The organism is Streptomyces sp. NPDC098781 (assembly GCF_044759995.1).
Taxonomy (GTDB): domain Bacteria; phylum Actinomycetota; class Actinomycetes; order Streptomycetales; family Streptomycetaceae; genus Streptomyces.
Window position 1 is genome coordinate 1,159,464 of the sequence record NZ_JBIWAK010000002.1, and the last position, 24,140, is coordinate 1,183,603.

A 24,140-nucleotide genomic window follows, 5' to 3' on the forward strand; every position below is an offset into this window, starting at 1 on the left:
GCCGCGGGTGCGTTGTGGCTGGTCGCGCCCACGCGGTGGAGCCGCACATCGATATTGCCCCGCGCCCCTGACGTACGTGAGGGCCCCCGGCGCCTGACAGCGCCGGGGGCCCTCACAGCCGTACTGACGCCTACGCCTGCGGCAGGCGGTCCAGCTGCGCGGCGATCCGCGCGATGTCCTCCTCCGCCTTCGCCAGGCGGCCGCGGATCTTCTCCACGACGTTGTCCGGGGCCTTCGCCAGGAACGCCTCGTTGCCGAGCTTGGCCGTGGCCTGGGCCTTCTCCTTCTCGGCGGCGGCGAGGTCCTTGGCCAGGCGCTTGCGCTCGGCCGCGACGTCGATCGTGCCGGAGAGGTCGAGGGCGACCTCGGCACCGGCGACCGGGAGGGTGGCCGTCGCCGTGAAGGAGTCGCCCTCCGGCTGGAGGCGGAGCAACTGCCGGATGGCGGCCTCGTGGGGCGCCAGCGCCGTGCCGTCCAGACTCAGGCGGGCCGGGACGCGCTGGCCCGGCTGGAGGCCCTGGTCGGCGCGGAAGCGGCGGACCTCGGTGATGACCGACTGGAGCGACTCGATCTCCCGCTCGGCGCCCTGGTCACGGAAGCCGCTGTCGGCCGGCCACTCGGCGATCACGATCGACTCGCCGCCGGTCAGCGTGGTCCACAGGGTCTCGGTGACGAACGGGACCACCGGGTGCAGCAGCTTCAGCGTGACGTCGAGGACCTCGCCGAGGACGCGCTTGGAGACCTCGGCCGGCTCGCCGCCCGCCTGGAACGTCGTCTTGGACAGCTCGACGTACCAGTCGAAGACCTCGTCCCACGCGAAGTGGAAGAGCGCGTCGGAGAGCTTCGCGAACTGGAAGTCCTCGTAGAGCGCGTCGACTTCGGCGACGACGGAGTTGAGGCGGGAGAGGATCCAGCGGTCCGTCGAGGACATCGCCGACGGGTCCGGCAGGGGGCCGTCGACCGTCGCGCCGTTCATCAGCGCGAAGCGCGTGGCGTTCCAGATCTTGTTGGCGAAGTTCCGGGAGCCCTGGACCCAGTCCTCGCCGATCGGGACGTCGACACCGGGGTTGGCGCCACGCGCGAGCGTGAACCGGAGGGCATCGCTGCCGTACTTGTCCATCCAGTCAAGGGGATTGACGGCATTCCCGAAGGACTTCGACATCTTCTTGCCGAACTGGTCACGGACCATGCCGTGCAGGGCGATGGTGTGGAACGGCGGGGTGCCGTCCATCGCGTACAGGCCGAACATCATCATCCGGGCGACCCAGAAGAAGAGGATGTCGTAGCCGGTGACCAGGACGGAGTTCGGGTAGAACTTCGCGAGCGACTCGGTCTGCTCGGGCCAGCCGAGCGTGGAGAAGGGCCACAGGCCGGAGGAGAACCAGGTGTCGAGGACGTCGGTGTCCTGGTGCCAGCCCTCGCCGGTCGGGACCTCGTCGTCGGGGCCGACGCAGACGACCTCGCCGTTCGGCCCGTACCAGACCGGGATGCGGTGGCCCCACCACAACTGCCGCGAGATGCACCAGTCGTGGAGGTTGTCGACCCAGTCGAAGTACCGCTTCTCCATCTCCTGCGGATGGATCTTGACCCGGCCGTCGCGGACCGCGTCACCGGCGGCCTTGGCGAGCGGGCCGACCTTGACCCACCACTGCATGGAGAGCCGGGGCTCGATGGTGGTCTTGCAGCGCGAGCAGTGGCCGACCGAGTGGACGTACGGCCGCTTCTCGGCGACGATCCGGCCCTCGGCGCGCAGCGCGGCGACGATGGCGGAGCGGGCCTCCAGCCGGTCCAGGCCCTGGAAGGGGCCGTGGGCGGTGATGACGGCGTGCTCGTCCATGATCGTGATGGCCGGCAGGTCGTGCCGCTGGCCGATCTCGAAGTCGTTCGGGTCGTGCGCCGGGGTGACCTTGACGGCACCCGTGCCGAACTCGGGGTCGACGTGCTCGTCGGCGACGACCGGGATGGAACGCTCGGTCAACGGCAGCTTGATGAGCTTGCCGACGAGGTGCTTGTAGCGCTCGTCGCCGGGGTGAACGGCGACCGCCGTGTCACCGAGCATCGTCTCGGCGCGGGTCGTGGCGACGACGATGGCGTCGTCCCCGTCGCCGTACTTCATGGAGACGAGCTCGCCGTCGTCGTCCTGGTACTCGACCTCGATGTCCGAGATGGCCGTCAGACAGCGGGGGCACCAGTTGATGATGCGCTCGGCGCGGTAGATCAGCTCGTCGTCGTAGAGCCGCTTGAAAATGGTCTGGACGGCCTGCGAGAGGCCCTCGTCCATGGTGAAGCGCTCGCGCGACCAGGCGACACCGTCACCGAGGCGCCGCATCTGTCCGGAGATCTGCCCGCCGGACTCGCCCTTCCACTGCCAGACCCGCTCGACGAACGCCTCACGGCCCAGGTCGTGCCGGGACTTGCCCTCCTTGCCGAGCTCGCGCTCGACGACGTTCTGAGTGGCGATGCCCGCGTGGTCCATGCCGGGCTGCCACAGCGTCTCGAAGCCCTGCATGCGCTTACGGCGCGTCAGCGCGTCGATGAGGGTGTGCTCGAAGGCGTGCCCGAGGTGCAGGCTGCCGGTGACGTTCGGCGGCGGGATGACGACGGTGTACGGCGGCTTGTCGCTCTTCGCGTCCGCCTCGAAGTAACCCCGCTCCACCCAGCGCTCGTACAGCGGCCCCTCTACATCGGCCGGCGCGTACTGGGTCGGCAGTTCGGTGTCGGGCGCTGGTGGCTGCTGCTGAGCGTTCTCGGTCACGCGCTCAGTTTAGGGGTGTCCCGGGCGTGTCCCGAAACGCCTTTGTTCTGTAACGGTGGGCACCCCGATGCCGTGCGGTGCCTGTGTCTGCGCCAGGATGTCAGGAACACATAAGCATCTGGAGGGGAACCCAGAAATGAGCTACAACCAGCCGGGCCCGTACGGCGGGCAGCCCCAGCAGCCCGGTCCGTACGGCGGGCAGCCTCAGCAGCCCGGTCCCTACGGCCAGCAGCCGCAGGCACCCCAGCCCGGCTATGGCTACCCCCAGCAGACTCCGCCGGCCCAGCCCCAGCCCGGGTACGGCTATCCGCAGCAGCCCCCGCAGGGCGTCCCGCCGCAGCAGCCCTACGGCCAGCAGCCCGGCTACGGCCAGCAGCCGCCCTACGGCCAGGCCCCGTACGGGATGCCGCAGCCGCCGGCGCCGGGAGGCGGCGGCAAGAAGACCGGCCTGATCATCGGCGCCGTGGCGGTCGTGGTGGCGATCGGCGTGGGGGCGTACTTCGCGCTGGGCGGCAGCAGGGGCGGCGGCGCGGGCAGCCTGGAGGACGACGGGGCGCACAAGCTGGCGACGCCGGAGAAGCTGCTCACCGAGTACACGCGGGCCACGAAGGCCGGGGAGAGCATCGGCGAATCCGACGACACCGCCGCGGACCTCGCGAAGAGCGGTGTCAAGAACGGCGAGAGCGTGGTCGGCGTCTACTCCACGGCCGACCTGAGCGACTACGACCCGAGCGACCCCAGCGCCACCGCGCCCGACCTGTCCGAGCTCGCGACGGCCAAGGGCATCACGTACTTCGGGGCTTACGGCGAGATCGCCGACCCCGAGGCGGCTCTGGAGCAGTTCTTCACCGACTTCAAGAAGGGCGCCGAGAAGAACTCCTCGTCCAGCTCCTCCGAGGTGGGCAGGACGGAGCTGGTCGGTGAGCCCGAGGAGGTCGACCTCGACGGCGCGGTGATGAAGTGCCAGGCCGCCAAGGGCACCGACCCGGCCACCAAGAAGGAGAAGACGGACTGGTTCTGCGCGTGGGCGGACTACAGCACCATGGCGATGGTGTCGCCGGGTGACGCCACCCAGGGCATCTCCAAGGATGTCGCCGTGGACATCACCTCGAAGGTCCGGGCGGAGATCCGCGTCAAGGCCTGACGCGCTGTGCTGCAACGGCGAAGGGGCCCCGGTCGGTTGACCGGGGCCCCTTCGTATGTCCGTCGGTGCGGTTACGCCGTCTTCTGCTCGCCCGACCCGCGCCCGCGGGCATCCCGCGGGATCAGCGTCGGGTTCACGTTCGAGTGGACGACGTCCGCCGTGATGACGACTCGCGCCACGTCCTTGCGGGACGGCACCTCGTACATCACCGACATCAGGACCTCCTCCATGATGGCGCGCAGGCCGCGCGCGCCGGTCTGGCGGAGGATGGCCTGGTCGGCGATGGCCTCCAGGGCCTCGCGCTCGAAGTCCAGCTCCACGCCGTCGAGTTCGAAGAGGCGCTGGTACTGCTTGACCAGGGCGTTGCGGGGCTCGACCAGGATCTGGAGGAGGGCTTCCCGGTCGAGGTTGTGCACGCTCGTGATGACGGGGAGGCGCCCGATGAACTCGGGGATCATCCCGAACTTGACCAGGTCCTCCGGCATGACGTCCTCGAACTGGTCCTTGGCCTCCAGCTCGCGCTTGGAGCGGATCGTCGCGCCGAAGCCGATGCCCTTGGCGCCGGCCCGGGACTCGATGATCTTCTCCAGGCCCGCGAACGCGCCGCCCACGATGAACAGGACGTTCGTCGTGTCGATCTGGATGAACTCCTGGTGCGGGTGCTTACGGCCGCCCTGCGGCGGGACCGAGGCCGTCGTGCCCTCCAGGATCTTCAGCAGGGCCTGCTGGACGCCCTCGCCGGACACATCGCGGGTGATCGAGGGGTTTTCGCTCTTCCGGGCGACCTTGTCGATCTCGTCGATGTAGATGATCCCGGTCTCGGCCTTCTTGACGTCGTAGTCGGCCGCCTGGATCAGCTTCAGCAGGATGTTCTCGACGTCCTCGCCGACATAGCCCGCCTCCGTCAGCGCCGTCGCGTCGGCGATGGCGAACGGGACGTTCAGCATGCGGGCCAGGGTCTGGGCGAGCAGCGTCTTGCCGGAGCCCGTGGGGCCCAGCAGCAGGATGTTGGACTTCGCCAACTCGATGGCGTCCTCGCGGCTTTGGCCGCCGCCGTTCTCGCCGGCCTGCACGCGCTTGTAGTGGTTGTAGACGGCGACAGAGAGCGCCTTCTTGGCTGGTTCCTGGCCGACCACATAGCCCTCGAGGAACTCGTAGATCTCGCGCGGCTTGGGCAGTTCCTCCCAGCGGACCTCACTGGTCTCCGCGAGCTCTTCCTCGATGATCTCGTTGCAGAGATCGATGCACTCGTCGCAGATGTACACACCAGGGCCTGCGATGAGCTTCTTGACCTGCTTCTGGCTCTTGCCGCAGAACGAGCACTTGAGCAGATCGCCGCCGTCACCGATGCGTGCCACGGTGTGCTTCCCCTTCGCCTGGGAGACGACTGGACGTTTCGAATCCAGCGGCTCCTGGTGCTGCCTTATGTCGACGGTACCTTGCCTGGCCCCCCGTTCGGGCCCCCCTTGGCGCGGTTCACTTTGACGTGCACCGTCCCAAACCGTGCCAAGGGGCAGCAGACACTACCGCGTCCGCGTCAGCGAACGTCGGCGTTGTTCATCTTCCGGGTGGAGATGATCTGGTCGATCAGCCCGTACGACAGCGCGTCCTCGGCCGTGAGGATCTTGTCGCGCTCGATGTCCTCGCGGATCTTCTCGAGCGGCGTGGTGGAGTGCTTGGCCAGCATGTCCTCCAGCTGCGAGCGCATCCGCAGGATCTCGTTCGCGGCGATCTCCAGGTCGGAGACCTGACCGCGGCCGGTCTCGCTGTACGGCTGGTGGATCAGCACACGGGCGTTCGGCAGTGCCATGCGCTTGCCGGGCGTGCCCGCGGCCAGCAGCACGGCCGCGGCGGAGGCCGCCTGGCCCATGCAGACCGTCTGGACGTCCGGCTTCACGAACTGCATCGTGTCGTAGATGGCCGTGAGCGCCGTGAAGGAGCCGCCCGGGCTGTTGATGTAGACCGAGATGTCCCGGTCGGGGTCCATCGACTCCAGGCACAGCAGCTGCGCCATGACGTCGTTGGCGGAGGCGTCGTCGATCTGCACGCCGAGGAAGATCACCCGCTCCTCGAAGAGCTTCGCGTACGGGTCGTACTCGCGGATGCCCTGCGAGGTGCGCTCGACGAAGCGCGGGATGACGTACCGGGACTCGGCGGCCGGGCCCGTGTACTCGGCGCGCGTACGCTCGTACAGGCCGCTGCCGGGGAAGTCGTTCACTGTCTGTCTCCTAGGGGCTGTGGCGGTCGGCTGAGGGGCGCTACGGGGCTCAGGCCCCGGTGCCGCCGCCGCCCGGCATACCGGCGGCCGTGGGCATGATGTCGTCGATCAGGCCGTACTCCTTGGCCTCGACCGGGTCGAACCAGCGGTCGCGGTCCGAGTCACGGGTGATCTGCTCGACGTTCTGACCGGTGTGGAAGGCGGTCAGCTCGGCCATGCGCTTCTTGGTGTGCAGCAGCCGCTCGGCGTGGATCTTGATGTCCGAGGCGGAGCCCGCGAGGCCCGCGGAGGGCTGGTGGATCAGGATCTCGGCATTGGGCAGCGCGAAGCGCTTGCCCGGGGTGCCGGCGCTCAGCAGGAACTGCCCCATCGAGGCCGCCATGCCCATGGCGATGGTGACCACGTCGTTCTTGATGTACTGCATGGTGTCGTAGATCGCCATGCCGGCCGTGATCGAGCCGCCCGGGCTGTTGATGTAGAGGTAAATGTCCTTGTCCGGGTCAGCGGCAAGGAGCAGCAGCTGTGCGGTGATCCGGTTTGCGATGTCGTCGTCGACCGGCTGGCCGAGGAAGATGATCCGCTCGTTGAGCAGCCGGTTGTAGACATGGTCGCCGAGGCCACCGCCGATGGAGGGCTCGCCGGCGGCGGAGGGCATCAGATTCGTCACGTATCCACCTGCTCGTCTTACGACGGCGCCGGGCCGTCTCACGTTTCCCTGCGGGGGGCCTCCGGCGGTTCCGCCGGGTTCCCTGGCCCCGTATTCATGGACCCTAACGCGCAGGCTGGGCGGTGCCATCCCGGTTCCGTGGGTGTTCGCCGGGGGCGTAGAGCCTCCGGCGGTGGGCGGATGCCTCCTCACCGTTACTCCGCCGGATCGATGGCGGCTGCGGGTCTGAGCGTGGCTGGTCGCGCCCACGCGGCGGAGCCGCGTTTCGAATACCGCCCCGCGCCCCTTACCGGCGCTGCCCTGCCGTACGGAAGAAGGGCCCCGGGGATTGTGTGTCCCCAGGGCCCTTCCGACGGGCTGTGCGGTGCCGTGGGCTCAGCCCTCGGTCTTCTCCTCGGCGGCCTCGTCGGCGGTGCCCTCGGCGGCCTCCACCGTCTCCGTGGCCTGCTCGGTCTCGTCCTCGTCGTCCAGGTCGACGACCTCGCCGTTGGTGTCCTTGACCACGGCCTTCTCGACCACGACGGCCAGGGCCTTGCCGCGGGCGACCTCGCCGACCAGGAGCGGAACCTGGCCGCCCTCGACGACCGCCTGGGCGAACTGGTCGGGGGACATGCCGGAGGAGGCGGCGCGACGCATGAGGTGCTCGGTGAGCTCCTCCTGGTTGACGTTCAGCTTCTCCTGCTTGACGAGCTCGTCGAGGACGAACTGCGTCTTGATGCCCTTGACCGCGGCTTCCTTGGTCTCGGCGTCGAACTCCTCGACCGTCTTGCCCTGGATCTCGAGGTACTTCTCGAGGTCGAGGCCCATCTGGCCGAGCTGGTGGTGCTCGAGGTTGTGCTTACGGGTGTTGATCTCGTCCTCGAGCAGCTTCTCGGGGACGGGCACCTCGACCAGCTCCAGCAGCTTCTCCAGGACGCGCTCCTGGGCCTGCGTGGCCTGGTCGTACTGCTTCATGTTCTCGAGGCGCTTGCGGCTGTCGGCCTTGAGCTCGTCGAGGGTGTCGAACTCGGAGGCGAGCTGCGCGAACTCGTCGTCCAGCTCGGGCAGTTCGCGCGCGGCGACCTGGGTGACCTTGACGGTGACCTCGGCCTCCTTGCCGGCCGCCGAGCCGCCCTTGAGCTCGGAGGTGAAGGTGGCCTCGCCACCGGCCTCCAGGCCCTTCACGGCGTCGTCGATGCCGTCCAGCAGCTCGCCGGAGCCGATGGTGTAGGAGACGCCGCTCGCGACGCCGTCCTCCAGGACCTCGCCCTCGACCTTGGCCTCCAGGTCGATGGTGACGACGTCGCCGTCCTCGGCGGCACGCTCGACCGGGGAGGTGGACGCGAAGCGCTCACGCAGGTCGGAGACGGCCTTCTCGACGTCCTCGTCGCTGACCTCGACGGCGTCGACCTCGACCTCGATGCCGGCGTAGTCCGGGATCTCGATGGCCGGGCGGATGTCGACCTCGGCGGTGAAGTTCAGCGTCTCGCCGTCCTTCAGCTCGGTGATGTCGACCTCGGGCTGGCCCAGGACGTTGAGCTCGGCCTCGTTGACCGCCTCGGTGTAGAACTTCGGCAGCGCGTCGTTGACGGCCTCCTCCAGCACGGCGCCACGGCCGAACCGCTGGTCGATGACGCGGGCCGGGATCTTGCCCTTGCGGAAGCCCTTCACCGTGACCTGCTGGTTGATCTTCTTGTACGCCGCGTCGAGGCTGTCCTTGAGCTCCTCGAAGGGCACCTCGACAGTGAGCCGAACCCGGGTCGGGTTCAGGGTCTCCACGGCGCTCTTCACGGTTCGGTCTCCTTGTGGCTGACTTCTTGGATTCTGCCGGAGCCAGACTGGTCCGGCGGATTCGCCGCCCGGAGGGATTTCGTGACTTCGTACGTTTCGTACAGAGAGACACACGGGCGTGCAGCTTGCATAGTAACGGCAGCGGCGACACGCCCCCAAAGGGATCACGGGAAGCGATCACACGAGGTCGCCACGCATGTGGCCGGTGCTCACCGGTCCTGGTCGGGGTGGCGGGATTTGAACCCACGGCCTTCCGCTCCCAAAGCGGACGCGCTACCAAGCTGCGCCACACCCCGTGCTGGTGCGACACGTAGAGTACATGCCCGCAGGCAGCGGGGCCGCCGCATTTACGGGGTGTGCGGGGAGGGGGGCCGACCCGCTACGATGCATCCTGTGCCGCGGTCAGCTGACCTGCGGCGCGTCCTGTGCGGGCGTAGCTCAATGGTAGAGCCCTAGTCTTCCAAACTAGCTACGCGGGTTCGATTCCCGTCGCCCGCTCTGTACGACTCAGGGCCAGGTCAGAGGGTTTCCCCTCGACCTGGCCCTGATCGTTTCCGGGGGTAGCCGAGCGGCGGAGCCCAGGGGGCGTGGTTCGGCTGTGCGGGCGCAGCGGATGCGGTGCGGGGCACCGGGGACCGTCCCGACCATGGGAGGCCTCGGGGAGCCGTACGGTCGTCACGAGGTGCGCCGGCGTTGATCAGGTCAGGGTGTGGCGGCCGCGCAGCGCCGAGGGGGTACGTCGGTGGCGATCCGGGCGGTCAGTGCGACGGAGCGAGGAAGAGGCGGGGGTGGCCTCCGGCTCGGGGGCTCGTCGGCGCGCAGCAGGCGGTGCAGCAACTCGTCAGGTGCGGGGCGGGGCTTGGGGTGCCTTCCAGGCGGAGCTGGGTAAAAGGGGGCAACTCGGACGGGGTGCCGTCGAGTTCCAAGGCGCGGTGGTGCCGCGAATGGGGCGACGGCATCCCGTACTCCCCCGTCCGCATCGCCGTTCCATGACGTTCGGCGAGCGCGAACGAGGGTATCCGTACTCTTCCGGGCCGCCCGCGGACCTAGAACTGGATCGAGTTGATGGTCTCGGCTATCGAGTTGAGGAACCTCTGGATGTCGTCGGCCATGCCTGTCGAGGCCAGGAAGAAGCCGAACAGCACGGCGACGACGGCGGGGCCGGCCTTCAGGGATCCGCCACGGATCAACACCACCAAGATGATCGCCAACAGCAGTACCACTGACAGCGAAATGGCCACAACAGATCACACCCTCGGTCGGTCCGCTCTCCCGGCCCGGGGACGCGACCCCGCGCACCCCCGCCAGAACCATCGTGCCACCAACCGGGCCCCGCTATGCGGCGCGTGACGTTTCGTTCGCCACACCTGTGCCGGATCTGTGCGGCCCCCTGGCGCGCACCGACCTCCCGGGTCGCGCCCGTACGGCATTTCGAGGAGATGCTCGTACGGAGAATTCGAAGAGATCGTTGCCGTTGCCACACAACATGTTCGCCAGTATTTCGAATTCACGGCACGGTGATCATTTCATCGGCGTCACCTCCTTGCCATATGCGGTACTTAGTCAGGATGAATCCGGACAATGAGGGTGACCAACGGGTGTCCGCCAGGTGCATGTTCGTTGTACGCACGGCGTCCCGTGCAATAACCACTAATGACCTCGGGGGTTTTACGAAATCCCACAGGCGACGCTAGGGTGCCTCAGATGTTCCACGCTGCCTCGTCCCCCGCATACGCAGCAAGGTCCTGGACCTACTCCCCCGCCATCCGACGGGAGGGTCTGTGACGGACTCGCTGCGACCGCACGGCAACAACAGAGCGCCGCTCCCCCCGACACAGCAGTCGGCGGACGGAGTGCCCAGTCCGCGCTCACCGCTGAACAAGAAGGCTCAGGGCGACGCCAGAGCCGCGTCCGGCGGTGCCAAGCAGCGCGACGCGTTCTTCGACAACGCCAAGTACCTGGCGATCGTGCTCGTCGCCATAGGCCACGCCTGGGAGCCGCTCAAGGGCGACAGCCGCATCCTGGAGGCCGTGTACACCGTCGTGTACACCTTCCACATGCCGGCGTTCATCATCATCTCCGGCTTCTTCTCGCGCAGTTTCGACGCGAGCCCCAGCCGGATGAAGCGCCTGATCACCGGTGTCGCGGTGCCGTACGTCGTCTTCGAGACGGCCTATCCGCTCTTCAAGCGGTGGATCGACGAGGACCCCGGCCAGGACATCAGCCTCCTGGACCCGTGGTACCTGACCTGGTTCCTGTGCGCGCTGTTCATCTGGCGGATGACCACCCCCATCTGGAAGATGGTGCGCTGGCCGCTGCCGATCGCGCTCGGCCTCGCCATGGCGGCGACGGTCACCCCGGAGATCGGCGACGACCTGGACCTCCAGCGGGTCCTCCAGTTCCTGCCGTACTTCGTACTCGGCCTGATCATGAAGCCCGAGCACTTCCACATGGTGCGCACCCGCACGGTACGGCTCCTGTCCGCGCCGGTCGGCCTGGTCGCGCTGGCCTTCGCCTGGTGGGCGGTGCCGCGGATGAACACCGCGTGGTTCTACCACCGTGACGCCGCGCAGGAGCTGGGCGCGCCATGGTGGAGCGGGCCGGTGATGGTGCTGGCGATGTTCGGCTGCTCGCTGGTGCTGACGGCCTGCTTCTTCGCCTGGGTGCCGCGCCGGCACATGTGGTTCACGGCGCTCGGCGCGGGCACGCTGTACGGCTACCTGCTGCACGGCTTCCTGGTGAAGGCCGGCGACTACCAGGGCTGGTTCGAGGCGGCCTGGCTGCACCGGCCGCTCGGCGAGATCTTCGTGAGCGTCGCCGCGGCCGTCGTGGTCACGCTGCTGTGCACCGCGCCCGTGCAGCGGCTCTTCCGGTTCGCGATGGAGCCGAAGATGGAGTGGGCGTTCAAGCAGGACGCCGCCGAGGTGGCGCGGGAGCGGCAGAAGCGCGAGGGCGCCGCCGCCCGCGAGAAGGTCAACGCCTGACTCATCGGGTGAGTCATCGGGACGGTTCGAGACCGAGAAGTGCGCGCATCCGTGCGTACTTCTCGGTCAGTCGTTTCCGGGTCGGTTCGTCGAGGACCGCGAGGCGTTCCGGGTCGGAGTTGTGGGCGAGGTCCGACTGCTTCACCAGGAGGGCGCCGTCGGTGGCGAGGATGCGGGCGGCGTAGGCCTCGGGGGGTTCGCCGGGGCGCTTGGTGAGGGCGCGCACGATGTCTTTCGTACGGCGGCTCAGGGCCGCGTCCGCCAGCCACTGTTCGGACAGGGCGTCGTCCTCGACGGCGTCGTGGAGCCACGCTGCCGCGATCTGGTCGGGGGTGCCGCCGCGGGTACGTACGCCTTCGGCCACGGCCAGGAGGTGTTCGGTGTAGGGGCGCCCGGCCTTGTCGGTCTGGTGGGCGTGGGCCGCGCGGGCGACGGCCTCTACTTCGGGGAGGGAGAGGTGGCTGTGCGGCGGTGTGTTCGTCACCGGTCCAGTGTCTCGCCCCGTCGGAGCTGGAAGGGCCTCGTCCTCGAACCCCGGACGGTACGGCAGGACCGGCTCAGCGGGCCGCCGGGGCCATGAGTCCCTCGCGGCAGATCAGCAGCAGCGCCCTGTCGTCGTTGACGTCCTTCGCGACCGCTTCGATGAGGTGCCAGGCGGCGCCGTGGAAGCCGGCGGCCACATAGCGGTCGGCCTCGCCCGTGAGGCGGTCTATGCCCTCGACGATGTCCCGGTCGGATGTCTCGACGAGGCCGTCGGTGAACAGCATCAGGACGTCGCCGGGACGCAGTGAGCCCTTGACGGAGTCGAACTGGGCACCGTCGTACACGCCGAGGAGGGGGCCCTCGGCGGCCTTCTCCTCCCAGCGGCCGCTGCCCGCGCTGAGTTGGAGGCCCGGTGGGTGACCCGCGGAGAACAGCTCGTAGTCCCCCGAGTCCAGGTCCAGGACCAGGTGGATCGAGGTCGCGAAGCCCTCGTCCCAGTCCTGGCGGAGGAGGTAGCCGTTGGCCGCCGGGAGGAACGCGTGTGGGGGCAGGCTGCCCAGGAGGCCGCCGAAGGCGCCCGACAGCAGCAAGGCCCGTGAGCCCGCGTCCATGCCTTTGCCGGACACGTCCGTCAGGACGACCTCCAGGGTGCGGCCGCCGTTGGTGCGGGCCGCCACCACGAAGTCGCCGGAGAAGGACTGACCGCCGGCCGGGCGCAGCGCCATCTCGCGATGCCAACCGTGCGGCAGCTGGGGCAGCTTGCTCTGGACGCGGATGCGTTCGCGCAGGTCGAAGAGCATGGTGCCGCCGCGCCGCCAGGGCACGCCGACGCGGCTGCGGAACTGTGCGATGAGCAGGCCGAAGAATCCGCAGGCCGCCACGACCAGGACCACGCCGGGGGTGACCCGGGAGGGACCTTCCGTGTACGGGCCCAGCTGGACCGACTCCACGATCAGCGCCGTCGCCGCCGCCGCGTACAGGCCCAGCAGGCTGGCCGGACGCAGCAGCAGTCCGCCCGCGACGATGGGCAGCACCAGCGCGGCGGGCGAGAACCAGACCGGGTTGGCCATCGTCAGCGCGCAGATCAGCGGCACGGTGAGCAGCAGGCCGGCCAGCGCGACCCAGTCCGAGCCGTCGCCGCGGAAGTAGTCCACGGCGCTTCTGCGCAGGCCGACGCGGACCCGGTGCCAGTGCATCCTCAACCGGGCCATGAACGTCTCGGCCGCCGTGGGCCGCTCTCGTCCTGCTGCCATTAGTTCGGGACCCTATCCATCGGACCAGCTGCTTGGCACGGGAGGTCCCACTTGTCCCCCGTCCGAGGTTCGACTTCACAGTGAACTTCACGGAAAGGCGTCCCGCCGCCGCCCATGCGAAATTCCCTCGCTCCTCCCGCATCGCGCTGGTAGGCATGGTTCATGGTGAAAGACAGGGTGAGCGAAGCCGACCGCCTGGAGCTGCGGACGCTGCGCCAGGACGAGTGGGACATCTGGTACGAGACACTCATCCGTGCCTTCGGCGGCGTCGCGGAGGCGGCCGAGGAGCGGGAGTTGTGGAAGGCCCTCACCGAGGCCGACCGGTCCGTCGGGGTATGGGACGGGGCGGCTTGCGTGGGGACGGCCGGTACGTTCAGCTTCCGGCTCACCGTGCCCGGCGGAGCGGCCGTGTCCGCCGCCGGCGTCACGATGGTCAGCGTCGCCGCCACACACCGCCGGCGCGGTGTCCTGACGTCGATGATGCGCCGGCAGCTGGACGACGTGCGCGCGTGGGGCCGGCCGCTGGCGGTGCTGACCGCTTCGGAGCCGGCGATCTACGGCCGGTTCGGCTACGGCGTCGGCAGCTACCAGGTGAGCGCCGAGATCGACACCGCGCGGGTGACGCTGTCCGCGCCGCCCGGCACCGATGACGTACGGCTGCGCTACGCCGTGCCGGCCGACGTCCTCGACGCCTGCGAGGCCGTGTACGCGCGCCGGGTGCCGGGACGGCCGGGGATGATCGCCCGGCTGCCCGGCTGGGAGCGGATCGGACTGCTCGACCCGGAGAGCGACCGGGAGGGCGCGTCGCCGCTCCAGTGCGTGCTGGCGGAGCGGGACGGCGAGGTCGTCGGATACGCGCGTTTCAGTGTCAAGCCGGAGTGGGACGGCAACGGCCCCAGCGGTGCCGTGCTGCTGCGGGACGTCCAGTCCCTGGACCCGGCGGCGGAGGCGGCGCTGTGGCGGTTCCTGTTCGGTATCGACCTGACGTCCAAGGTGAAGGTGTGGTCACGGCCGGTGGACGAGGCGTGGCAGCACCAGGTCTCGGACATCCGGCGGTGCGGGATCCGGGTGAAGGACTCCCTGCACGTACGGCTGGTGGACGTCGGCGCCGCGCTGGAGGCGCGTACGTATCAGGCGCCGGTGGATGTGGTGTTCGAGGTGACGGACGACTTCTGCCCCTGGAACACCGGGCGTTGGCGGCTGACCGGGGACGCCAAGGGCGCGTCGTGCGAGCAAACGACGGACCCGGCCGATCTCGCCCTGTCCGTACGGGAGTTGGGCGCGGCCTACCTCGGCGGTGTGACCTTCGCGGCGCTGGGCGGGGCCGGGCGGGTGCGGGAGCTGCGGCAGGGGGCGCTGGCGGAGGCGTCGGTGGGTTTCGCGTCCACCGTGGCGCCCTGGTTGCCGCACGGCTTCTGACAGGAGCCGCTCGACTGGCTCACGGCTGCTGGCAGTTCGGGCACCAGAAGAGGTTGCGGGCGGCGAGGCCGGCGGTGCGGATCTCGCTGCCGCAGATGTGGCAGGGCAGGGGGGCCCTTCGGTAGACGTAGACCTCGCCGCCGTGGTCGTCGACGCGGGGCGGGCGGCCCATCGCCTCAGGGGTGTGCTCGGGGCGGACGGTGTCGATGCGGTTGTTGCGGACGCCCTCGTGCATCAGCTCCACGAGATCCGTCCAGATGGCGTCCCACTCGGCGGGGGTGATGTCCCGGCCGGCGCGGTACGGGTCGATGCGGTGCCGGAAGAGGACCTCGGCGCGGTAGACGTTTCCGACGCCCGCGATGACCTTCTGGTCCATGAGCAGGGCGGCGATGGTCGTACGGCTGCGGCGGACCCTCTGGTACGCGGCACCGGGGTCGGCGTCGTCGCGGAGGGGGTCGGGGCCCAGGCGGTCGTGTATCGCCTGCTTCTCGGCGTGGGTGATCAGGGCGCAGGTGGTGGGGCCGCGGAGGTCCACGTACGAGGTGGCGTCGGCGAGGCGCAGGCGGACGGTGTCCGTCGGCGGGGGTGCGGGCGTGGGGCCGAAGTTGACCTTGCCGAAGAGACCGAGGTGGATATGGACCCAGTCGCTGGCCCGGAAGGCGAGGAAGAGGTGCTTGCCGTGAGCCTCGGTGTGGGTGAGCTCCGAGCCGTCGAGGAGTGCCGCGGCGTCCGAGAACTTGCCCTGGGGGCTGGTGACCTGGGGTGTGGTGCCGAGGAAGGCGGTGGCGTAGTCCTGGGCCAGCCGGTGAATGGTGTGGCCCTCGGGCACGGTGGCTCCTTCTTCGTGCGCGGGCGGGTGTGGGCGAGCAGGGGATTTCGCCCCCGCCGCCCCTACCCGTCCCGTCCTTCTGAGCTCTATGACCTTCGCTACTGCTGCGGGTGGTGCGGCGGGATCGGCGGGAGGTCGCCCGTCGTCTCGTAGGACGCCAGCATGTCGATGCGGCGGATATGGCGCTCGTCACCCGAGAACGGGGTGCCAAGGAAGGTCTCGACGAACTTGGTCGCCTCTTCCGTGGTGTGCATGCGCGCACCCACCGCGACGACGTTGGCGTCGTTGTGCTGGCGGCCCAGCGACGCCGTCTCCTCGCTCCAGGCGAGCGCCGCGCGGACGCCCTTGACCTTGTTCGCGGCGATCTGCTCACCGTTGCCCGAACCGCCGATCACGATGCCGAGGGAGTCGGCGTCCGCGGCCGTCCGCTCCGCCGCGCGGAGGCAGAAGGGCGGGTAGTCGTCCTGGGCGTCGTAGATGTGGGGACCGCAGTCGACCGGGTCGTGACCGGCCGCCTTGAGCCACTCGACGAGGTGGTTCTTGAGTTCGAAGCCCGCATGGTCCGAGCCGAGATACACGCGCATGGAACGAGTGTGACACGGCGGTTTCGGGGCAGCAGCGTCGGGTGTCGATCACGTCAATTGTGACGTTCACTATAGAAGCTCAAGAAAACCTCAAGTAACAATCCCGAATCAAAGGTTCCCGAATCCGTTCTCCTCCGATTCACTGGTCCGACTCGTACACCCCCCACGAATCCGCTCGTACGAGGACCGCTCCCACGGCGCAAAGGAAATCCGTTCCATGACTTCGCAGCCGACCCAGAAGACGGCCCAACCGGCCGCCGGCGGCCACGGCCTACAGGCCGGCCTCAAGAACCGCCATCTGTCCATGATCGCCATCGGTGGCGTCATCGGTGCCGGGCTCTTCGTCGGGTCCAGTTCCGGTATCGCCACCGCAGGACCCGGCATCCTCCTCTCCTACGCCCTCGTCGGCACGCTCGTGGTGCTGGTGATGCGGATGCTGGGTGAGATGTCGGCGGCCAACCCGACCTCCGGTTCGTTCTCCGCCCACGCCGACCGAGCCCTCGGCAGCTGGGCAGGGTTCTCCATCGGCTGGCTGTACTGGTTCTTCTGGGTGGTGGTGCTGGCGGTCGAGGCGACCGCCGGTGCGGTGATCCTGGAGGGCTGGATGCCGGCCGTCCCGCAGTGGGGCTGGGCCCTGATCGTGATGGTCGTGCTGACCGCCACCAACCTGGTGTCCGTCGGGTCGTACGGCGAGTTCGAGTTCTGGTTCGCCGGGATCAAGGTCGTCGCCATCGCCGCGTTCATCGTGGTCGGCGGGCTGGCCGTGTTCGGGGTGCTGCCGGGCGTCGACAGCGACCAGGCCGGACTGGCGAATCTGACCGACCACGGCGGGTTCCTTCCGCACGGAGCGGGCGCGATCCTCACCGGTGTGCTGCTGGTCGTCTTCTCCTTCATGGGAAGCGAGATCGCCACCCTCGCCGCCGGTGAGTCCGAGAACCCGCAGCGCGCCGTCACCAAGGCGACCAACAGCATCATCTGGCGCGTCGCCGTCTTCTACCTCGGCTCGATCTTCGTCGTGGTCACCCTGCTCCCCTGGGACAGCAAGTCGATCGCCGAGGACGGTTCCTACGTCGCCGCGCTCGACTCGCTCGGCATCCCGCACGCCGGTCAGATCATGAACTTCATCGTGCTGACCTCGGTGCTGTCCTGTCTCAACTCCGGCCTCTACACCGCCTCCCGCATGGCCTTCTCGCTCGGCCAGCGTGGGGACGCGCCCAAGGGCTTCGCCCGCACGACCGGCAACGGCGTGCCGCGCACCGCGATCCTCGTGTCCGTCGCGTTCGGCTTCGTGGCCGTGTTCTTCAACTACAAGTTCCCGGACTCCGTCTTCCTCTTCCTCGTCAACTCCTCCGGTGCGGTCGCGCTGTTCGTCTGGCTGGTGATCTGCTTCTCGCAGCTGCGCATGCGCAAGATCATCCAGGCCGAGGCGCCGGAGAAGCTGGTCGTGAAGATGTGGCTGTACCCGTATCTGACCTGGGCGACAGCCGCGCTGATCGTCTTCGTCCTCGGCTACATGCTGACCGACACCGAGCACGACGGACGCAAGACCGTGCTGCTGTCGCTCCTCGTGGCCGCTCTGGTCCTGGTGACGGCGTTCGTGAAGCAGAAGGTCGGCCGCGGGCGTGCGGTGAGCGTCGAGGCCGCCGCCTCGGACCCGGCCCGCGACGAGGTCAAGACCGGCTGAGGCCGCCGTCGACTCGTAGGCTGCCGTCAACGGTCAGCCGGCAAGGGGTGGTGGGTGCGGTGCGCACCCACCACCCCTTCGTCTTGGGGTCGCCCGGCTTCTCTCCGGTCACAGCACCGTGAAGCCGTCCCTCACCTTCTCGTAGGTCTTCAGGGCCTGCGCCTCGACGGCCGGGCGGTACCACGTGTTGATCTGGTACGTCCTGCCGTCCACGGTGAAGCCGAGCAGCTGGGCGTGCCAGGGGTCGCCGTTCAGGGTGAAGGTGTACTCCCACACCACTGCCGGGTGGCCGCGGAAGGTGGTGCGCTCCAGGCGGATCTTGACGTAGTCCTTGCCCTGCTGGGCGTTCTGCTCGGACTTCTGCCAGGAGTCCATCAGGTCGTCGCGGGCCAGGGACGACTTGGCGGCGAGTTCCTGTGCGGCGTCCGGCGAGGTGTAGTGCACCTCCGACCCGGTCTGGACGTCCCGCCGCCAGCCCTCGGGCGGCGCCCACGCGAACCCGCCCGCCTCCCGGCGCGCGTCCGGCGGCAGGCTCTGCGGCCTCGACGTGCCCTCGACCGTGGACGACGGGGACGCACCCGGAGAGGACACGGCCGACGAGGCCGACGGCGACGAACCCGCCCGGCCCTCGTCCTTCGGCCCCCCGAAGTCGCTCGCCAGCACCACCGCCACGACCGCCCCGGCTGCCGCGACCCCGACGGCGGCGACGATCGCCGTACGACGATGTCCGCGCCGGGGCCGGGGGTGCGCCGGAACCGCCGGACCGAGGAGTTCGCCGGGCGGCATGCCGCCGCTCTCCCGGGACCCGGCGCCCGGTGCGTGTCCCGAGCCCGGGGCGGGGGCGGGGGCCGGCCGGCGCTCGGTCACCGCTTGCGCGCGGGACAGGGAGACGCCGGGGCGGTGGGGCGTCGGGCCGGTGGAGTTGCCGGCCGGGGTGGCGGAGTGCACCTCCGGGCGGGACGTCGGGGTGGTGGCTTCTGTGGAGGCGTTGAGGTTGAGGGGGCGAGAGGGGTCAGGGGTGGGGGCGGGAGTCGGGGAGGTGGGGCGGCGGGTGTCGAGGGTGTGGGGCTCGACGCCGGGGCGCGGAGCAGCTGTTGGCGGCTCCTCGGCTCGCGGGTCCTCTGCTCGCGGGTCCTCTGCTCGCGGCTCCTCGGTACCTGGGTCATCGGCCGCCGGCGAGTGCTGTGGCGGGATCGCGTCCCGTATCTCCTCCGGCCGGCGGGGGTCGGGCGGAGCGGGGACACGGGCGACGTCCACCAGGACCGGGGGGGGCGATGACGGGCCTGGCGGATCGGGTTCCGGCTCGGGCGGCGGGTCGGGTTCCGGCGCCGGGCCGCTCACGGGGTCCGGGTCCGGGATGGCCTCCGGGGCCGATTCCGGTTCGGGTTCCGGCGGCGGCACCGCCTCCGGCACGCCTCCCCCCACCACCGGCATCGTCGGCGTGGGCACCGGGTACGCGACCGTCTGAAGTGCCGTCTCCAGTTCGTCGAGGCCGGGGCGCAGGGTCGGGTCCTTGTCCAGGAGGGCGGCGAGGATCTCCCGCAACGGGCCTGCCGTGGGCGGGAGTTCGGGCTCCTCGTAGAGGACCGCGTGCAGGGTCGCCAGGGTCGTGTCACGGGAGAACGGGGAGCGGCCGGCGAGGGCGGCGCTCAGGGTCGCGCCCAGGGACCAGATGTCGGACGGCGGGCCCTGCGGGCGGCCGGAGATCCGCTCGGGGGCCATGTAGTCGGGTGAGCCGACCAGCATGCCCACCATGGTGAGGGCTTTGGCGTCCTGGATCGCGGCGATACCGAAGTCCGTGAGGACCACGCGCCCGCGCCCGCGCGCCACTTCCGCCTCCACCAGCACGTTGCCCGGCTTGATGTCCCGGTGGAGCACCCCGCGGTCGTGGACCTGCCGCAGTGCCGCCACCAGGCCCACCCCGATCCGGGCCGTCTCGCACGGCCCCAGCGGGCCCTCCTCCGCCATGATCCGTTCCAGGGAGCGGCCGGCCACCAACTCCATGACGATCCACAGGCGTTCACCTTCGTCGACCACGTCGTAGACCCGTACGACGTTGGGGTGGTCGATCCGCGCCGTCGCCCGCGCCTCGCGCAGGGTGCGTTCACGGCGTGTGCGTGTGTCCTCGGGGTCTAGGCCGTCTATGCGCATTTCCTTGACGGCGACCAGCCGGTCGAGTATTTCGTCGACCGCTCGCCACACCCGCCCCATTCCCCCCTGGCCGATACTCTCGACCAATCGGTAGCGCCCCGTCACCAGTAAACCTGGAACCCCGCCGCTCCTCGTATTCCCCATATTCCCCGGCAATCCACTGCACCCCCCTCGATGCCGCATCGGACATCCGCCATTGAAACACAATGGTCACACTTCGTGCCGTACCAGCATAGTGCGGAGAAATCTTGTGGTAGCTCTTCAAGTACTGCGAATTCAGGCGCAGGCAAGGGGGACGAACATGAGTTCTCGTCGGACGACGAACATCGCGGGATCGCTGGTAGCGGCATCTTTCTCGGCAGTGCTGATCCTTTCCAGCACTGCCTGGGCCGATGACCAGGGCCCTGGCAGCAGCAAGGGGGGAAAGGTCATCGACGAGGCGCCGGCAGGGGTGAAGCTGACCACTGCGCTGCCCGAGAAAATCTCCGTGAACAACAGTTCGCAGGAAACGGACATCACCGCCACGGTGAAGAACGAAGGGACCGAGGACAGCGGAAAGATCAGGCTTTTGGTCGTCGGTTTCGACGGCCTGACCGTCAAGAATGTCGAAGGCTGCGCGGCCATTCCGGAAGGTGATCTGCCGGAGGGTTCGAACAGCGGTTTCGCCTGTCCCGTCGACAATCTCCCGGCCGGTGAGTCGAAGTCGTACGCCGTCGACGCGACGTACGACCTGAGCAAGACCGGCCAGATCTGCCTCCCCGTCCAGACGGACGACGGCAAGAAGACGTACTGGCAGCAGGGCCCGGTGCCGTTCGGTACGACGAACCCGTCGCCCGACGCCCCGGCCACCCCGCTGCTGCTCGGTACGGACAACAAGCCGGTCGCACCGGGCGCGGACGAGCTGCCCAAGACCGGACTCGGCCGTGACGTCCTGCCGCTGGGCGCGGCCGGCGCGGCGCTGATCGCGCTGGGCGGGGCCGGGCTGTGGTGGTCGCAGCTGCGGCCGCGCCGAGCGCAGGAGGGCTGAGCGACACCCGGCTGAGGAGACAGCGAAGAGGCTCGCCGGGGCGAGGTCGCAGCGCGACCCGGCGAGCCTCTTCCACGGTTACCGAACCGTCAGCGGTCGAGCAGCTTCCACGCGGTGGGCAGCGCGCCCATCGCCAGCGCCGCCTTCAGGGCGTCGCCGATCAGGAACGGGGTGAGGCCGGCCGCGATGGCGGCGGACGCGGACATGCCGGTGGCGAGGGCCAGGTAGGGGACGCCGACGGCGTAGATGATCGCCTCGCCGAGCAGCATCGCGCCCGCCGTGCGCAGCACGGTGCGGTCGGCACCGCGGCGGGCCAGGGCGCCGACGACCGTCGAGGCGAGGATCATGCCGAGGATGTAGCCGAAGGAGGGGGCCGCGGCGCCGGAGGTGCCGTCCGCGAACCACGGCACGCCCGCGATACCCGCCAGCGCGTACAGCGCGAGCGAGAGGAAGCCGCGCCCGGCACCGAGGGCCGTGCCCACCAGGAGCACGGCGAGCGTCTGGCCGGTCACCGGCACCGGGGAGCCCGGCACGGGCACGGCGATCTGGGCCGCGAGGCCGGTGAACGCGGCACCGCCGACGACGAGCGCGATGTCGCGGACGCGGGAAGCGGGGAGCAGGTCGGCGAGGACCTGTCCGGTGCGAGCGGGGGCGACGGCTGCGGTGCTCATGGGGACTCCGCTGGAGTGAGGGCGGTACGGGACGGTGTGACGCTATCCCAGCGTGTGCGGCGCGCTCACCGTCAGTGGTCGACAAAGGCGGGATCGCGCGCTTGGTGTGCTCCGTACAAAGACCGCGGGTTACACCTGACGTCGGGTGACGCCCGTCACGGGGACGGGGAGGTCTCACTCACGTGCCATCCGGCGGTCACGGAGGGTACGGAAGGTGTCCGGATAGTGGACATGCTCTTCGGGTGAGCGGGGAGCCCGACGAGACTGTGGGCGTTTTTTGCCCTCTCACGCATTGGACGAGCCGCGCCCATGCAGAACAGCACCACGGAGACGCCCGCTCGGGCGGACGACGTCTCCCCCGGCCTGAACCACGGCCTCAAGCAGCGCCATCTGTCGATGATCGCCCTCGGTGGTGTGATCGGAGCGGGCCTGTTCGTCGGGTCCGGAGCCGGTATCGCCGCCGCCGGTCCCTCGATCGTCATCGCCTACGTCGTCTCCGGCCTCCTCGTGATGCTGGTGATGCGGATGCTCGGCGAGATGTCGGCCGCGTATCCGTCCTCCGGTTCCTTCTCCGCGCATGCCGAGCGTGCCATCGGCCCCTGGGCGGGCTTCACGGCCGGCTGGTCGTTCTGGGTGCTGCTGTGCACGGCCGTCGGCCTGGAGGGCATCGGCGCCGCGAAGATCGTGACGGGCTGGCTGCCGGGGACGCCGGAGTGGGCCTGGGTGGCCCTCTTCATGGTCGTCTTCTGCGGCGCGAACCTGGCCGCGGTGAAGAACTTCGGCGAGTTCGAGTTCTGGTTCGCCGCGCTGAAGGTCGGCGCCATCGCGCTGTTCCTGGTCCTGGGCGGTCTCGCCATCGCGGGCGTGCTGCCGGGCACGGACGCGCCGGGCACCGCGCATCTCACCGGTGAGGGCGGTTTCCTCCCCAACGGCACCGACGGCCTGATCATCGGCCTTCTGGCATCCGTCTTCGCCTACGGCGGCATGGAGACGGTCACGATCGCGGCCGCCGAGTCGGAGAACCCGGTCAGCGGCGTGGCGAGCGCGGTCCGCACGGCCATGTGGCGCATCGCCCTCTTCTACATCGGCTCGATGGCGGTCGTCGTCACGCTCGTCCCCTGGGACTCCAAGGAGATCGTCGAGGTCGGCCCCTACGTCGCCACCCTCGACCAGCTGGGCATCCCCGGCGCCGGCCAGCTGATGAACGTGGTGGTCCTGGTCGCCCTCCTGAGCGCCATGAACGCAAACATCTACGGCTCCTCGCGCATCGCCTACTCCCTGGTCCAGCGCGGACAGGGCCCGAAGGCGCTGGGCCGGGTGTCGGGCGGCGTCCCGCGCGTCGGCGTACTCGCCTCGTCGGTGTTCGGCTTCGTGTGCGTCGTCCTCAGCTACTGGCGGCCGGACGACGTCTTCCCCTGGCTGCTCAACATGATCGGCGCGGTCATCCTCGTCGTCTGGATCTTCATCGCCGTCTCCCAGCTGCGCCTGCGCAGCCGCCTGGAGCGCGAGGCGCCCGAGAAGCTGGTCGTGCGGATGTGGGCGTTCCCGGTGCTGACCTGGGTGGCGCTGGCCGGGATGGCGGCGATCTTCGTGCTGATGGCCCGGGAGCCGGACACCCGGGTGCAGCTGTACTCGACGGGCGGGATGACGGTGTTCCTGGCGCTGGTCGGCTACGCCTGGCAGCGGACGCGCGCCAGGAGCTGACGCCTCCGCGGCAGCACTCGCGCGCCCCGACGGCACGAAGGCCCCCGTGTGATCCGCACGGGGGCCTTTTGCTGTTAGCTTGTTGTTGCAAGCTACTTGCAACAAGAGCTCTGAGGGGACCTTCATGCCCGTCTACACACTCCCGGAACTGCCGTACGACTACTCCGCACTCGCGCCGGTGATCAGCCCCGAGATCATCGAGCTGCACCACGACAAGCACCACGCGGCGTACGTCAAGGGCGCGAACGACACCCTGGAGCAGCTCGCGGAGGCCCGGGACAAGGAGTCGTGGGGATCGATCAACGGCCTGGAGAAGAACCTCGCGTTCCACCTCTCCGGCCACATCCTGCACTCCATCTACTGGCACAACATGACGGGTGAGGGCGGCGGCGAGCCGCTGGAGAAGGACGGCGTGGGCGAGCTCGCGGACGCCATCGCCGAGTCCTTCGGCTCCTTCGCCAACTTCAAGGCGCAGCTGTCCAAGGCGTCGGCCACCACCCAGGGTTCGGGCTGGGGTGTGCTGGCGTACGAGCCGCTGAGCGGCCGGCTGATCGTCGAGCAGGTCTACGACCACCAGGGCAACGTCGGCCAGGGCGCCACCCCGATCCTGGTCTTCGACGCGTGGGAGCACGCCTTCTACCTCCAGTACCGCAACCAGAAGGTCGACTTCATCGAGGCCATGTGGCAGGTCGTCAACTGGCAGGACGTGGCCCGGCGTCACACGGCGGCCAAGTCCCGTGCGGACGTCCTGCTGCTCGCGCCCTGACGGACGGCCGTATCAGTCGTCCTGCCTCGTG

The 24,140-nt window shown here is 69.3% G+C and carries 19 protein-coding genes and 2 tRNA genes; 8 read left to right on the plus strand and 13 right to left on the minus strand.

Annotated elements, in window-relative coordinates; all coding sequences use genetic code 11:
- Positions 1-130: 130 nt before the first annotated feature.
- Positions 131-2,755 carry a valine--tRNA ligase gene (locus tag ACIQWG_RS11250; protein ID WP_404093210.1) on the minus strand — a complete coding sequence of 875 codons (2,625 nt, stop codon included), beginning with the start codon at positions 2,753-2,755 and terminating at the stop codon, positions 131-133.
- A gap of 136 nt (positions 2,756-2,891) precedes the next feature.
- On the opposite strand from ACIQWG_RS11250, the gene ACIQWG_RS11255 reads away from it, so the two are divergent.
- Positions 2,892-3,899 (plus strand): hypothetical protein, encoded by a 1,008-nt coding sequence (locus tag ACIQWG_RS11255; protein ID WP_404093212.1) that lies wholly within the window; start codon positions 2,892-2,894, stop codon positions 3,897-3,899.
- Positions 3,900-3,970: 71 nt separating this feature from the next.
- Here ACIQWG_RS11255 and clpX read toward each other — a convergent pair whose 3' ends face one another.
- The 5 genes from clpX to ACIQWG_RS11280 all read right to left on the minus strand — a co-directional run bounded on the left by clpX (position 3,971) and on the right by ACIQWG_RS11280 (position 8,850).
- Positions 3,971-5,257, minus strand: coding sequence for an ATP-dependent Clp protease ATP-binding subunit ClpX (gene clpX, locus ACIQWG_RS11260; RefSeq protein WP_404093214.1), 1,287 nt, complete (start codon positions 5,255-5,257; stop codon positions 3,971-3,973).
- A gap of 179 nt (positions 5,258-5,436) precedes the next feature.
- Positions 5,437-6,117: an ATP-dependent Clp protease proteolytic subunit gene (locus ACIQWG_RS11265; RefSeq protein ID WP_404093217.1), complete on the minus strand. Its 681-nt coding sequence runs from the start codon at positions 6,115-6,117 to the stop codon at positions 5,437-5,439.
- Between the two features lie 49 nt (positions 6,118-6,166).
- Entirely contained in the window at positions 6,167-6,772 is a 606-nt protein-coding gene (locus tag ACIQWG_RS11270; RefSeq protein WP_404093575.1) for an ATP-dependent Clp protease proteolytic subunit, read from the minus strand.
- Positions 6,773-7,159: 387 nt separating this feature from the next.
- A complete protein-coding gene (gene tig / locus ACIQWG_RS11275; RefSeq protein WP_404093218.1) occupies positions 7,160-8,554 on the minus strand; it encodes a trigger factor in 1,395 nt (464 codons plus the stop codon).
- Positions 8,555-8,773: 219 nt separating this feature from the next.
- A tRNA-Pro gene (locus ACIQWG_RS11280) sits at positions 8,774-8,850 on the minus strand.
- Positions 8,851-8,981: 131 nt separating this feature from the next.
- Between ACIQWG_RS11280 and ACIQWG_RS11285 the strand changes: the two genes are divergently transcribed.
- Positions 8,982-9,052 (plus strand) — tRNA-Gly (locus ACIQWG_RS11285).
- A 548-nt stretch (positions 9,053-9,600) separates the two neighbouring features.
- On the opposite strand, the gene ACIQWG_RS11290 is transcribed toward ACIQWG_RS11285, so the two are convergent.
- Positions 9,601-9,795 (minus strand): hypothetical protein, encoded by a 195-nt coding sequence (locus ACIQWG_RS11290; protein ID WP_030044846.1) that lies wholly within the window; start codon positions 9,793-9,795, stop codon positions 9,601-9,603.
- 540 nt (positions 9,796-10,335) lie between these two features.
- On the opposite strand from ACIQWG_RS11290, the gene ACIQWG_RS11295 reads away from it, so the two are divergent.
- A complete protein-coding gene (locus ACIQWG_RS11295) occupies positions 10,336-11,538 on the plus strand; it encodes an acyltransferase family protein (RefSeq protein WP_404093221.1) in 1,203 nt (400 codons plus the stop codon).
- Between the two features lie 13 nt (positions 11,539-11,551).
- Here ACIQWG_RS11295 and ACIQWG_RS11300 read toward each other — a convergent pair whose 3' ends face one another.
- Positions 11,552-12,022, minus strand: a complete 471-nt coding sequence (locus tag ACIQWG_RS11300; protein WP_404093223.1) for an HD domain-containing protein — start codon at positions 12,020-12,022, stop codon at positions 11,552-11,554.
- A 73-nt stretch (positions 12,023-12,095) separates the two neighbouring features.
- On the minus strand, positions 12,096-13,274 hold the full coding sequence (locus ACIQWG_RS11305; protein WP_404093225.1) for a PP2C family protein-serine/threonine phosphatase: 1,179 nt from the start codon (positions 13,272-13,274) through the stop codon (positions 12,096-12,098).
- A gap of 162 nt (positions 13,275-13,436) precedes the next feature.
- Here ACIQWG_RS11305 and ACIQWG_RS11310 point away from each other — a divergent pair, with 162 nt between their 5' ends.
- Positions 13,437-14,693 (plus strand): GNAT family N-acetyltransferase, encoded by a 1,257-nt coding sequence (locus ACIQWG_RS11310; RefSeq protein ID WP_404093227.1) that lies wholly within the window; start codon positions 13,437-13,439, stop codon positions 14,691-14,693.
- A 19-nt stretch (positions 14,694-14,712) separates the two neighbouring features.
- Here the strand turns inward: ACIQWG_RS11310 and ACIQWG_RS11315 are convergent, their stop codons facing one another.
- Positions 14,713-15,522 carry an Fpg/Nei family DNA glycosylase gene (locus tag ACIQWG_RS11315; RefSeq protein ID WP_404093230.1) on the minus strand — a complete coding sequence of 270 codons (810 nt, stop codon included), beginning with the start codon at positions 15,520-15,522 and terminating at the stop codon, positions 14,713-14,715.
- A gap of 98 nt (positions 15,523-15,620) precedes the next feature.
- Positions 15,621-16,106 (minus strand): ribose-5-phosphate isomerase, encoded by a 486-nt coding sequence (locus tag ACIQWG_RS11320; RefSeq protein WP_404093232.1) that lies wholly within the window; start codon positions 16,104-16,106, stop codon positions 15,621-15,623.
- Between the two features lie 217 nt (positions 16,107-16,323).
- On the opposite strand from ACIQWG_RS11320, the gene ACIQWG_RS11325 reads away from it, so the two are divergent.
- The gene (locus tag ACIQWG_RS11325) at positions 16,324-17,790 is read left to right on the plus strand and encodes an amino acid permease (RefSeq protein WP_404093235.1); all 1,467 of its coding nucleotides are present in this window, start codon (positions 16,324-16,326) and stop codon (positions 17,788-17,790) included.
- Between the two features lie 108 nt (positions 17,791-17,898).
- Here the strand turns inward: ACIQWG_RS11325 and ACIQWG_RS11330 are convergent, their stop codons facing one another.
- Positions 17,899-20,001 carry a protein kinase gene (locus ACIQWG_RS11330; protein WP_404093577.1) on the minus strand — a complete coding sequence of 701 codons (2,103 nt, stop codon included), beginning with the start codon at positions 19,999-20,001 and terminating at the stop codon, positions 17,899-17,901.
- A 241-nt stretch (positions 20,002-20,242) separates the two neighbouring features.
- Here ACIQWG_RS11330 and ACIQWG_RS11335 point away from each other — a divergent pair, with 241 nt between their 5' ends.
- Positions 20,243-20,968 carry a hypothetical protein gene (locus ACIQWG_RS11335; protein WP_404093237.1) on the plus strand — a complete coding sequence of 242 codons (726 nt, stop codon included), beginning with the start codon at positions 20,243-20,245 and terminating at the stop codon, positions 20,966-20,968.
- Positions 20,969-21,057: 89 nt separating this feature from the next.
- Here ACIQWG_RS11335 and ACIQWG_RS11340 read toward each other — a convergent pair whose 3' ends face one another.
- Positions 21,058-21,639 (minus strand): biotin transporter BioY, encoded by a 582-nt coding sequence (locus tag ACIQWG_RS11340; RefSeq protein WP_404093239.1) that lies wholly within the window; start codon positions 21,637-21,639, stop codon positions 21,058-21,060.
- Positions 21,640-21,948: 309 nt separating this feature from the next.
- Between ACIQWG_RS11340 and ACIQWG_RS11345 the strand changes: the two genes are divergently transcribed.
- On the plus strand, positions 21,949-23,343 hold the full coding sequence (locus tag ACIQWG_RS11345; RefSeq protein WP_404093242.1) for an amino acid permease: 1,395 nt from the start codon (positions 21,949-21,951) through the stop codon (positions 23,341-23,343).
- A gap of 124 nt (positions 23,344-23,467) precedes the next feature.
- Entirely contained in the window at positions 23,468-24,109 is a 642-nt protein-coding gene (locus ACIQWG_RS11350; RefSeq protein ID WP_404093244.1) for a superoxide dismutase, read from the plus strand.
- Positions 24,110-24,140 lie beyond the last annotated feature (31 nt).